This window comes from Megalodesulfovibrio paquesii (genome assembly GCF_054653055.1).
Genome location: NZ_BAAIGQ010000004.1, coordinates 411,690 through 422,500 on the forward strand (window position 1 = coordinate 411,690; position 10,811 = coordinate 422,500).

Annotated in this window: 10 protein-coding genes, 2 rRNA genes and 1 pseudogene (1 of these 13 only partly in view); 9 read left to right on the forward strand and 4 right to left on the reverse strand. The window is 57.8% G+C overall.

Going from position 1 to position 10,811, the window contains the following annotated elements; genetic code table 11:
• Positions 1-16 precede the first annotated feature (16 nt).
• The 3 genes from ACYQ00_RS04510 to ACYQ00_RS04520 all read left to right on the forward strand — a co-directional run bounded on the left by ACYQ00_RS04510 (position 17) and on the right by ACYQ00_RS04520 (position 2,490).
• The gene (locus tag ACYQ00_RS04510; protein WP_460030978.1) at positions 17-535 is read left to right on the forward strand and encodes an NfeD family protein; all 519 of its coding nucleotides are present in this window, start codon (positions 17-19) and stop codon (positions 533-535) included.
• Between the two features lie 273 nt (positions 536-808).
• Entirely contained in the window at positions 809-1,258 is a 450-nt protein-coding gene (locus ACYQ00_RS04515) for a thioredoxin family protein (RefSeq protein WP_460030979.1), read from the forward strand.
• A gap of 47 nt (positions 1,259-1,305) precedes the next feature.
• Positions 1,306-2,490 carry an aminotransferase-like domain-containing protein gene (locus ACYQ00_RS04520; protein WP_460030980.1) on the forward strand — a complete coding sequence of 395 codons (1,185 nt, stop codon included), beginning with the start codon at positions 1,306-1,308 and terminating at the stop codon, positions 2,488-2,490.
• A 237-nt stretch (positions 2,491-2,727) separates the two neighbouring features.
• Here the strand turns inward: ACYQ00_RS04520 and ACYQ00_RS04525 are convergent, their stop codons facing one another.
• Positions 2,728-4,431 carry an FAD-dependent oxidoreductase gene (locus ACYQ00_RS04525; protein WP_460031325.1) on the reverse strand — a complete coding sequence of 568 codons (1,704 nt, stop codon included), beginning with the start codon at positions 4,429-4,431 and terminating at the stop codon, positions 2,728-2,730.
• A 232-nt stretch (positions 4,432-4,663) separates the two neighbouring features.
• Between ACYQ00_RS04525 and ACYQ00_RS04530 the strand changes: the two genes are divergently transcribed.
• The 5 genes from ACYQ00_RS04530 (at position 4,664) to ACYQ00_RS04550 (ending at position 7,287) form a co-directional block, all read left to right on the forward strand.
• A complete protein-coding gene (locus tag ACYQ00_RS04530; RefSeq protein WP_460030981.1) occupies positions 4,664-5,272 on the forward strand; it encodes a hypothetical protein in 609 nt (202 codons plus the stop codon).
• A gap of 29 nt (positions 5,273-5,301) precedes the next feature.
• Positions 5,302-5,676 (forward strand): hypothetical protein, encoded by a 375-nt coding sequence (locus ACYQ00_RS04535; RefSeq protein WP_460030982.1) that lies wholly within the window; start codon positions 5,302-5,304, stop codon positions 5,674-5,676.
• Positions 5,677-5,769: 93 nt separating this feature from the next.
• Positions 5,770-6,084: a hypothetical protein gene (locus tag ACYQ00_RS04540; RefSeq protein ID WP_460030983.1), complete on the forward strand. Its 315-nt coding sequence runs from the start codon at positions 5,770-5,772 to the stop codon at positions 6,082-6,084.
• Between the two features lie 26 nt (positions 6,085-6,110).
• Positions 6,111-6,482: a hypothetical protein gene (locus ACYQ00_RS04545; RefSeq protein WP_460030984.1), complete on the forward strand. Its 372-nt coding sequence runs from the start codon at positions 6,111-6,113 to the stop codon at positions 6,480-6,482.
• Between the two features lie 433 nt (positions 6,483-6,915).
• Positions 6,916-7,287, forward strand: a complete 372-nt coding sequence (locus ACYQ00_RS04550; protein WP_460030985.1) for a hypothetical protein — start codon at positions 6,916-6,918, stop codon at positions 7,285-7,287.
• 174 nt (positions 7,288-7,461) lie between these two features.
• On the opposite strand, the gene ACYQ00_RS04555 is transcribed toward ACYQ00_RS04550, so the two are convergent.
• Positions 7,462-8,502 (reverse strand): IS481 family transposase, encoded by a 1,041-nt coding sequence (locus ACYQ00_RS04555; protein ID WP_460030986.1) that lies wholly within the window; start codon positions 8,500-8,502, stop codon positions 7,462-7,464.
• 224 nt (positions 8,503-8,726) lie between these two features.
• Here ACYQ00_RS04555 and ACYQ00_RS04560 point away from each other — a divergent pair.
• A pseudogene (locus ACYQ00_RS04560) lies at positions 8,727-9,813 on the forward strand (IS3 family transposase).
• A 190-nt stretch (positions 9,814-10,003) separates the two neighbouring features.
• Here the strand turns inward: ACYQ00_RS04560 and rrf are convergent.
• Together rrf and ACYQ00_RS04570 are read right to left on the reverse strand one after the other, a co-directional pair.
• Positions 10,004-10,118: ribosomal RNA gene (gene rrf / locus ACYQ00_RS04565) — 5S ribosomal RNA — on the reverse strand.
• A gap of 189 nt (positions 10,119-10,307) precedes the next feature.
• Positions 10,308-10,811: ribosomal RNA gene (locus ACYQ00_RS04570) — 23S ribosomal RNA — on the reverse strand (it continues 2,411 nt past the right edge of the window).

A 10,811-nucleotide genomic window follows, 5' to 3' on the forward strand; every position in this document is an offset into this window, starting at 1 on the left:
TGCGCGAGGCAAGATCATGTCCTCCTATTTTCTCCTGCTTGCGGCCAGCGCGCTCCTCGCGCTGGCCAACTACCTGCTGAAACACTTTGGCGTGGGCGAGCGCGCCTGGCCACCGGCCATGCCGGAGGATGGCTCCCGGCTCTTTTCCTTTGCCAATGCGGCCCGGTTCCTGGCCGGCTTCGGACTGGCTGGCTGGATGGCGGAAGGGCTGCAGGCAGACTCCAAATACATACTGGCCGTGGCTGCCGGGGGCGGCGTGCTGGCGGTATGGCTGGCGTCCCGCTTCTCCCTGGCGCGGCTTTTTGGACAGGGGCAGACCTACGGCCGCATGGCCGACGCCCTGGGGCATGATGCCCGCGTCACGGTGACCATCGGCCCCAACAGGAGTCGCCGGGGCAAGATCCTCGCTCCCCTGCGCGATGGCATGCAGGAGTTCCCTGCCACGACCAATGCGCCAGAGGCCATCCCTGCCCAGGCCCGCGTGGTGGTGACTGGTGTGGAGTCCGGCGTCTTCGTCGTCATGCCCAGACAGTGAACGACACGGCGCAAGGCGCCCAGGCCTGACCCGGGCGCAACGCAGCCACGGTGCGGCAGGGCGACTGTGCGATGGTGCGACTGTGCGATGGGGCGACGGGCTTCCCTCCCCGGCCGCGCGCCAGCCGTCCGGCCACGCAGCCAACCGTCTGCCGGCGCATAGAGACTGACACTTTTCCCATAGCCCGGGCCGCAGCCCTTGCAAGTCGCGGGGCATAAGCATACACCTGAGGTATCATCCCTTTATGGCTTCTCCTGCCATTCGGAGGTTTTCATGATTCGAGTCAACGCCGTACGCGTGTGGTGCAGCATTCTTGTGGCGGCAACGGTGGCCGCCTGCGCCGTTTCCGCCTGGGCTGGAACAAGCCCCTTTGCCGTGCGCGGCAAGGTGACGCTGGTGGATTTTTCCGCCGTCTGGTGTGGTCCGTGCCGGATCCAGAAGCCCATTCTGCAGGATCTGGCCAAGGAGCTGGGCGACCGGGTCGCCGTGGTTTATGTGGACGTGGACAAAGACCGCCGCGCCCAGGCCCTTGGCATTTCCGCCATTCCGACCCTTGTCTTTTACGATGCCTCCGGCGCCATCCGCCATCGGTTCTCCGGCGTCATGCCGCGCGAGGCCATCCTGGCCACCCTCGAGCAAATTGGCCTGCCACCAGCCAAGACCAGCACCAAGGCTCCGGCAGCCAGGCCAAGTCCACAAAAACAATCGTTAACCCTTGATTGAGCGAGGGAAGCTCCCTCGCAATCACCGCGGCCAAGGACCGCCACCCTGTGCGCTACTCTCCCCGACTCGCCAACGTCAAACGCTCGTACATCCGCGAAATCCTTAAAGCCACTCAGGACCCCGCCATCATCTCCTTTGCCGGCGGCCTGCCCAGTCCTGATCATTTTCCTGCCCAGGCTTTTTCCGACGCCGCCCGCGCCGTCCTTGCCGAGCACGGCGCCGCAGTGCTGCAGTATTCCATCACGGAAGGCTTCCCTCCCCTGCGCGAATATATTTCCCGTCGCTACAAGGAAACCATGGGGCTGGACATCCCCGTGGACGAGCTGCTGATCACCACCGGATCCCAGCAAGGTCTGGACCTCATTTCGAAGGTTTTTCTGGATCCCGGGGACGCTGTACTCATGGAACGCCCCGGCTACCTTGGCGCCATCCAGTGCTTCTCCCTGTTCGGGGCGTCCTTTGACACCGTGGATCTGCGTCCCGGCGGAGTGGATCTGGCGCAGCTGGAAGCCGGCATCGCCCGGCACCCCAAGATTTTTTACGCTGTGCCCAACTTCCAGAATCCTTCCGGTTGCACCTACGACGCCCACACCCGCCAGGAAACGGCGCGCCTGCTCCAAGGCACGGACACGGTGCTGGTGGAAGACAACCCCTACGGCGAGCTGCGCTTTTCCGGCACGCCGCTGCCGCCCATCTGGGCCTCCATGCAGGGCGCGGAAAATGCCGTCCTCCTGGGCACCTTCTCCAAGATTGCCAGCCCCGGCATGCGCATCGGCTGGCTGGCCACCAGGCCGGAATTGATGCACAAGCTGGTCACGGCCAAGCAGGCCTCGGATCTGCACACCTCCATCTTTACCCAACAGGTGCTGCATCGCTTCCTCATCGACAACGATCTGGACGCACACATCGCCATCATTCGCGAAGCCTACGGCGAGCGCGCCCGCTGCATGCTCGACGCCATGCGCCGCACCTTCCCTGCCGAAGTGCAGTACACCGAGCCGGAAGGCGGGATGTTCGTCTGGGTGACGCTGCCCGAGAGCATGTCTTCGGAAGCGCTCTTCCAGCGCGCCATCGCCCGCAAGGTGGCCTTTGTGCCCGGGCATCCTTTCTACGTGGACGGCACGGCCAACTGTCTGCGCCTGAACTTCTCCAACTCCACCCCCGAACGCATCGAAGAAGGCATCGCCCGCCTGGGCCAGTGCCTGAAGGAAGAGCTGGCGGAAAAGAAGTAGGACGAAAAAAAGAAAGACCGGGGGAACCCTTTCTGAAGAACGGATTCCCCCAGCCCCCTCCCAAAAATTTTCTTCGGGGATACAACACGGCAAAACGGGGGCGTTGCTTCAATCGCAACGCCCCCGTTCACATTTTTTCAGCCTATTCGTTCGCTACACCCCACCCCAACGATCTTTGGAAGGGGCGCCGGGGGGCTTCTTTCTTTAAGAAAGGGTCCCCCTGCATGCAGCTCATTCTTACACATCCACGCCCATCTTCTCCACGCTGGCCAGGCCGCCCTGCACGGCGATGGAATCGCGGCCGACCTGATCAAGCATAATTTGTGCTTCGTAGGCCCGGGTGCCGGTGTTGCAGAGCAGCACGAGCTTTTTGTCCTTGGGCAACTCGTCCAGGCGGCGGGGGATCTCGTCCTGCGGAATGGCCTGATAATTGGGCAGCTGCAGGCGCTCCACGGCGCGCACGCCGTCGGGGTTGGCCCGCACGTCCAGGAAGCAGAGGCCGTCCTTGTCCTCGCCCTCCCAGATGGCCTCGAACTCGTCCGGAGAGATGGGCCGGTGCCGCCCGGCCAGGAGGTTATCCGCGGCATTGCCCAGGGCGTTGAGGATGTCCATGGCCGCGGCAAAGGGCGGCGAGTAAGCCATTTCCACGTTGGAAAGCTCATCCACGGTCAATTCGTGCTGCAGCAGGCCGGCCACCACATTGATACGGCCCACCAGGGCGTCCATCTGGCTGGAAAAGCCCTGAATGCCCAGCACGCGGCGGGTGGCCTTGTCCACCACCAGATCAAGATACATCAGCGCCTTGGACGGGTAGAAGTGCGCGCGGTCCAGCTGGCTCAGGTGCACGTTCACGGCGTCAAATCCGGCGCGCTTGGCCCCGGCCAGACACAGGCCCGTGCCGGTGAGGGCATGGTCGAACAGTTTGACGCAGAAAGACCCCACCGCAGGCGGGAAGGTCTTCCTCAGCCCGGCGATGTTGTCCCCGATGATGCGGCCCTGGCGGTTGGCCATGGAGCCCATGGGCAGGTGCATCAGCTGGCCCGTCAACTTGTTGGGCAGGGCGATGCAGTCGCCGCCGGCGTAGATGTCCGGGTCCGAGGTCTGCAGATATTCATTGACCTTGACTCCACCGTTGGGCGCGAGCTCCAGTCCGGCGTCCTTGGCCAGCTGCGAGTTGGGGGTGACACCCACGGCCACGATGGCCAGATCGGCCTCAATGACCCGCTTGTCGGTGATCACGCGTTCCAGCTTGCCGTCGCCCTCAAAAGCCACGACCTTTTCGCCAAAGTGCATGGTCACGCCGTGCTTTTCCAGATTCTGCACGGCCATGGCCGCCAGTCCAGGAGAGACGAGGTTGGGCATGAGCTGGGGCATGAACTCCACCACCGTGGTCTCTATGCCCCACATGTCCGCAAAGGCCTCGGCCATTTCCAGCCCGATGAAGCCCGCCCCCACCACCACGGCCTTGCCGACCTTGCCCGAGGCAACCAGATCCTTCACATAGGCCGCGTCGCCAAGATTGGCGATGACCGAGATGCCGGGCAAATCCTCGCCCGGCGCATTCAGCTTGCGCGGGGTCGCGCCCGTGGCGATGACCAGTTTGTCGTAGGGCAATTCTTCCGTCGCGCCGCCGGCGGCCTGCACGGTGATGGTCTTTTTGTCCCGATGAATGGCTGTGACCCGCGAATTGTCGCGAATGAGCACGCCCTTGGCATCGCGGAAGAACGGGGCGTCGCGCAGCACATGAAACGAGGTGGTGCTCAGCTCCTTGATGTCGCTGACGTCGCCAGACACGTAGTAGGGGATGCCGCAGCCGCCATATGAAAAATAGCTGGTGGCCTCAAGCACGGTGACGTCGGCCTTGGGATCAAGCCGCTTGATCCGGCAGGCCGCCTTCGGTCCCAGGGCCACACCGCCGATGACAAGAACGCGTTGCGAAATGGACATGTCTCCTCCTTGGCGAGGCGAAACGATTATTTCATGGAGGGAGATACGTAAGAAGCCAGGGAATGGCAAGGCGCGGAAAAATCAGACAGGATAAGTTCACAACCTTCCTGGTGAGATACACACCCCCTCCCGGCGCGCAGCGCTTTACGGGCGGAAAGTCTTCCGTCTCACATCTCCAGCGGTGGCAGAATATTGTTCAGCTAAAACACATTGCAGGAGCCGAACAATGCAACGAGCCAACACGCCATTGACAGAATTTGATAAAGAAACTTATAAAAATGACCCATTGGCCATTTGGGTCTGGCGTGCAAGCCCCGGGGCCTGCATCACCTGCCAGGCCATGGACGGCCGCAAGTATACCTACGACGCCGTCCCGTCCCGCCCGCACCCGAACTGCAACTGCACGGTGGAGGCCGTACCTTCCGCGCTGCAAAGCGGACAACTGGGCGAGGGATTGCGCAACACCGCACGCGACGTCAGCGAATGGGCCAGAGCCATCGCCAAGGAGAAAGGTGACCGGATGCGGGCGGAGCTTGAGTACAGATATGGGAAGAAGGAGGCCAAGGGCTGGTCGATGATGGTGATGGATTTTTTTATGGGAGAGACTACCCCGTTTTCCGTGGCGTTATTCAAGGAAGATGTCAAAAGGCAGCTACAGCTGAAAGCAGAACAATTTTCCGATTACCCTTTGTGGGAGAAAGCGTTTACGCAACGAGCGGAATCTTACTCTACTGCTGCAGCTGCCATCGATTTTTATTATTATGGTGGAAAATCCCAAAAAGCGGTTAACGACATTGAAATTCAAGTGAAAAGACTCGAATCCGGGCGTCATTAAATGCAATAAGTCTTTTTGGAGACTCTCCAATGGTAAATATTGTCAATGCAATGTTTGCAACAAACACCTATCTGCTCGTTTGCTTTTTAATTTTTTCTGTAAAATCAGCAATAGGCATTTTGTTTTATGATCGCCCATTCTGGATGAACGTTTTTGGCCTCTCACTCTTCCTTCCCCTCGCTGTGGGTATCCTTTGCAAGATACGGTTGGCAAGGAAGATAATGGCGACCTTGCATTTTTTGTACACACTATTTGGCCTCTTTGCACTGATCGCGCTTCTTTATCATGGCGGCACTGTGGATGCTGCCGGATTTACACTAGAGACTCTCCCCGCCGCCATCATGTCCATGCTGCTCCATGGCTATGTCTTCTTCGGGGCCATACACTTGTGGCGAGCCAAGTGAATTTTTCCCAAATTACCAGGCCGCTGGTTCAGGGACACAGCACGCGACGTCAGCGAATGGGCCAGAGCCATCGCCAAGGAGAAAGGTGACCGGATGCGGGCGGAGCTTGAGTACAGATATGGGAAGAAGGACAGCAAGGGCTGGAATGTGTCTTTGTTTGATCTTTTTCCTGGCGAAATGACACCTTTCTCCATTCAACATTTCAAGAAAGATGTTCAAAGAAAATTGCTGCAGAAAGCATCTGTTTTCTCTGAGTATCCCAACTGGAGAGATGACTTTTTGAATGCGGCAAACTCTTATTCCGCCATGGATGCTATTATCGATTTTTATTATTATGGCGCAAAAGCAGACAAAGTTGTTAATGACATTGAGGTCAAGGTCAAAAGACTCGAATCTGGGAGACGGTGAGCAATTAATTCTACATGGTGAAACTCATGATCAAATTCTTCGATACAATTCTCTCCACGAAATGGTATCTAGGGATTTGCTTTACATATTATTCAGTGAGACTTTCCCTTGCGATGCTTTGTGGACGTCCATTTTGGTTGAGCTTCTCCGGCTTCGGACTCTTCCTCCCGCTTGCTCTAGGAGTCCTCTGTGATTTGTGGTTGGCGCGCAAACTCTTAGCCGCGCTCCATTGCATGTTCACCCTATTTGGCATGTTCGCCTTAACCGCGCTGCTGTATCACAGCGGCTCCGTCGATGCGATGGGATATGAACTTGGGACTTTTCAGGCTGCCGTGTTGTCTCTTTTGATCAATGGCTACTTCTTCCTCGGAGCCATTCGCCTGTGGCGAGCCAAGTGAATTTTTTCTAAATTACCAGGCCGTTGGTTCAGGGACACAGCACGCGACATCAGCGAATGGGTCAGAGCCATCGCCAAAGAGAAAGGTGACCGGATGCGGGCGGAGCTTGAGTACAGATATGGGAAGAAGGAGGCCAAGGGCTGGAATATGTCTTTGTTTGATCTTTTCCCTGGCGAGACTTCACCATTTGCTATCCGGCTACTGCAAAAAGTGGTTCAAAAGAATCATTGAAAAAGGCAGAAGCGCACTCCAACTATCCGAGTTAGAAAAAGAGCTCCTAAACCGAGCTGAGTCTTATCCATACAACGCTGCCATATTAGACAATTGGTATTACGGTGCGAAGCCAGAAAAAATTGTGAAAGACATCGAACGCGAAGTAAAACAGCTCGATTCTGGTCGTCATTGAAAAATACTAGTGGGAAAGGAGTGTCTAATGCCTCAGTTGCTGAACAAGATCTTAGCACCCAGAAATTACTTACTGGGGTGTGCCATATGGTTTTTCATTCGGTTCATTATTGGCATGCTCACAGGTTATCCCTTCTGGAGGAGCATTTTTGGGCTCGCACTTTTCACGCCCCTGGCCATCGGCGTTCTGTATGACAACTGGTTGGCCAGAAAGGTCATGGCCGGGTTGCATGTTCTGTATACCGTATTTGGCATGTTTACCCTGAGCGCGCTGCTGTATCACAGCGGCGCCGTCGATGCGATGGGATATGAAATCAGCACGGTCCCTGCTGCTGTGATGTCTATTTCTATCAATGGGTATCTTTTCCTCGGGGCCATTCGTCTGTGGCGGGGCAGGTGAATTTTTGCCAAATTACCAGGCCGCTGGCTCAGGGACACAGCACGCGACATCAGCGAATGGGTCAGAGCCATCGCCAAAGAGAAAGGTGACCGGATGCGGGCGGAGCTTGAGTACAGATGTAGTAGTTCAAACCCGATCTGACACCCTCCCAATTGCTGGGCCGCGTGTGTCAGATTAGTTCAGCGCTGCAACGCGTTCCTCCCAGATGGGCTTTGCCTCCAGCATAGTCGTCATGGGCGTTCTACCGCAACACATTTTTCCCTGATGGGTCCGCTCGTTGTTGTAATAGTCCATCCAGTCGTCGAGGTCTCGCTGCAACTCTTTGAGAGACAGATAGATTTTTTTTCGGAATGCAACCTGATAGAATTCATTGAGCACCGTTTTGTGGAATCGTTCGCAGATGCCATTGGTCTGCGGGTGCCGCACCTTTGTTTTGGTGTGCTCAATGCCGCTGACGCCAAGGAAGAGCTGGTAGTCGTGGGTCTCGGCGCTGCCGCAGTATTCAGTGCCCCGGTCCGTCAGGATGCGCAGCACGCCCATGCCTTGTTCTTCAAAGAATGGCAGGACCTTGTCGTTGAGCAGGTCGGCAGCGGTGATGGGCGTTTTGGTGGTGTAGAGCGAGGCCGCCGCCCACTTGGAGTACGTGTCCACAAATGTTTGCTGGTAGATGCGACCAACACCTTTTATCGTCCCGACGTAGAAGGTGTCCTGGCTGCCGAGGCAGCCAGGGTGCGCGGTCTCGATCTCGCCGTGCGCCTGATCGTCATCCTTTTTTCTTTCAAGGGCTTGGACTTGAGCCTCGGTGAGGACGAGTCCCTCCTCGGCGCTGCGCTTTTCCAGCGACCGCAGGCGCTGTTTGAAGTTGTGCAGGCCGTGACGCAGCCAGATCGAACGAACCCCGGACGGGGAGACGAAGGTCCCCAGCTTGCGCAGCTCGTTGCTGGCGCGGACCTGGCCATGGGCCGGGAAGTCCGTGGCATGGGCGACCACAGCCGCCTCGATGGCCGGCTCCACGCGGTTTTTGAGGTTGGGCGCGCGCCGGCTCCTCTCGAAGAGCGCCTCCACGCCGCCGGCTTCTTTGGCGGCCTGGTAGCGGTAGAAGGTGTCGCGGGAGACGCCCATCAGCCGGCAGGCCCGGGAGACGTTGCCCAGCTCGGTCGCCAAATTGAGGAGCCCCAGCTTGTGTTTTACGATGTTCTGGTTGAAACTGGCCATGAGGTTCTCCTTGCGCATGGGGCGCGATTTGATGGTTGCTCGCAAGCCCATCAAAAGGGAGAACCTCCTCTTTTTCAAGAGGAAGTGTCAGATCGGGTCGAGACTAATGCAGCTAATGCCTCAGTTGCTGAACAAGATCTTAGCACCCAGGGTACTCCCCCCGAAAAGAAATGCTTCTGAGAAGTAGAATTTTCTCGTACTCCAAGACGAAGAGGAGATTCTGCATGAAGACGTCCCGATTCACCGACTCCCAGATTTTGGGCATCTTGAAGCAGGCGCAAAACGGCGTTCCCGTAGCCCAGCTTTGCCGCGAGCATGGCATGAGCAGTGCCACGTTCTACAAGTGGCGCGCCAAGTTCGGCGGCATGGACGCCTCCCTCATGGCCCGCATGAAAGAGCTTGAGCGGGAGAACCGCCTGCTCAAGCGCATGTACGCCGAGGAGAAGATGAAGGCCGAGGTCGTCGCCGAGGCGCTGGCAAAAAACGCCTGAAGCCATCTCGTCGCCGCGAGATGGCCAAAGAAGCCGTTGAGGCCGGAAAACTGAATATCCGGCAGGCCTGTGCTGCGTTTCGCATCAGCCAGACCTGTTATCGCCATGCGGCGGCACGTTCGACCGAGAACCAGAAGATCGCGGATTGGCTGGTGCGGTTGACGGCCACCCAGCGCAACTGGGATTTGGGTTGTGCCTTCTTTTCTTGCGGAATGTCAAAGGGTTTGGCTGGAACCATAAGCGGGTGTACCGGATTTACCGCGAGCTGGAGTTCAACTTGCGTATCAAGCCCAAAAGACGCCTCGTGCGCGAAAAGCCGGAATCGCTGGCCCAGCCGACAGCGATCAACCAAGCGTGGTCCATGGATTTCATGCATGACCAGCTGCAGGATGGCCGCAACTACCGGCTGCTGAACGTGATCGATGACTGCAACCGGGAAGGCCTCGCCATCGAGGTGGATTTCTCCCTCCCGGCGGAACGAGTCGTGCGCGTGCTGGAACAGATCATTGAATGGCGTGGGGCGCCGAAGGCGATACGGTGCGACAACGGGCCGGAATATATCAGCAACCTACTGAAGGCCTGGGCCGATAAAAAGGGCATCCGACTGGACTACATCCAGCCAGGCAAGCCGCAGCAAAACGCCTATGTGGAACGCTACAACCGGACGGTACGCTACGACTGGTTGAACCAGCATCTGTTTGAAAGCATAGAAGAAGTGCAGGGCCACGCCACGCGATGGCTCTGGACCTACAACAACGAACGGCCGCATACCGCCCTGGGAGGATACCCACCCAGGGCCAAGCTGGCCAGGGCGGCATAGGCTCTACTTTTCAGGGCGCTTAGAAAGGGGTGGAGTTCCAGACCAAAATCAGAGGCCGAGAGGGCCATTTCCTCGGCGAAGAGTCGTTCGGGTGGTGTTGTGCAGAGGTCTCAATCATTCCTTCAAACTCTTCCCCCCAACGTCAAAACGCCCCGCTTGAGTAAACAAGCGGGGCGTTTTGGAAGGGATGCCCTGGCAGCGACCTACTTTCCCACACACAACCATGCAGTATCATCGGCGAAGGAGGGCTTAACTACCGTGTTCGGAATGGGAACGGGTGTGACCCCTCCTCAATGGCCACCAGGACAAATGGCATGCCTTTTAGTGCCGCGGGGGGGGGGTGAGGATGCAGGGATTGGGGTCTGCATCGGGTTGAGCAGGCTGGGTGCGGGGAGTTCGCTGTTGCGCGTTTCTCGCGTGTGCCTGATCTGATTCCCTGGTTCGCGGCGAGGCGAATATATAGGGAAAGAGGTGAGATGGAGGAGTAGTTGGGGAGTAAGAAGACGAACGGACTATTAGTACCGGTTTGCTGCATGCATTGCTGCACTTCCACATCCGGCCTATCGACCAGGTAGTCTACCTGGGTCCTTCAGGGAGACCTTATCTTGAGGCAAGTTTCCCGCTTAGATGCTTTCAGCGGTTATCTTTTCCGATCATAGCTACCCTGCTATGCCGCTGGCGCGACAACAGGTCCACTAGCGGATCGTCCACCCCGGTCCTCTCGTACTAGGGGCAGCCCCTCTCAAGTCTCCTACGCCCGTAGAAGATAGGGACCAAACTGTCTCACGACGTTTTAAACCCAGCTCGCGTACCACTTTAATCGGCGAACAGCCGAACCCTTGGGACCTGCTTCAGCCCCAGGATGTGATGAGCCGACATCGAGGTGCCAAACCGCGTCGTCGATGTGAACTCTTGGACGCGATCAGCCTGTTATCCCCGGCGTACCTTTTATTCAATGAGCGATGGCCCTTCCATGCGGGACCACCGGATCACTAAGA

What these genes read in the sequence shown, in the direction of transcription:
- ACYQ00_RS04550 (WP_460030985.1), top strand. Translation starts at nt 6,916, where the DNA reads ATGCCTCAGTTGCTGAACAAGATCTTAGCACCCAGAAATTACTTACTG.
- ACYQ00_RS04530 (WP_460030981.1), top strand. Translation starts at nt 4,664, where the DNA reads ATGCAACGAGCCAACACGCCATTGACAGAATTTGATAAAGAAACTTAT.
- ACYQ00_RS04510 (WP_460030978.1), top strand. Translation starts at nt 17, where the DNA reads ATGTCCTCCTATTTTCTCCTGCTTGCGGCCAGCGCGCTCCTCGCGCTG.
- ACYQ00_RS04540 (WP_460030983.1), top strand. Translation starts at nt 5,770, where the DNA reads ATGCGGGCGGAGCTTGAGTACAGATATGGGAAGAAGGACAGCAAGGGC.
- ACYQ00_RS04545 (WP_460030984.1), top strand. Translation starts at nt 6,111, where the DNA reads ATGATCAAATTCTTCGATACAATTCTCTCCACGAAATGGTATCTAGGG.
- ACYQ00_RS04515 (WP_460030979.1), top strand. Translation starts at nt 809, where the DNA reads ATGATTCGAGTCAACGCCGTACGCGTGTGGTGCAGCATTCTTGTGGCG.
- ACYQ00_RS04535 (WP_460030982.1), top strand. Translation starts at nt 5,302, where the DNA reads ATGGTAAATATTGTCAATGCAATGTTTGCAACAAACACCTATCTGCTC.
- ACYQ00_RS04555 (WP_460030986.1), bottom strand. Translation starts at nt 8,502, where the DNA reads ATGGCCAGTTTCAACCAGAACATCGTAAAACACAAGCTGGGGCTCCTC.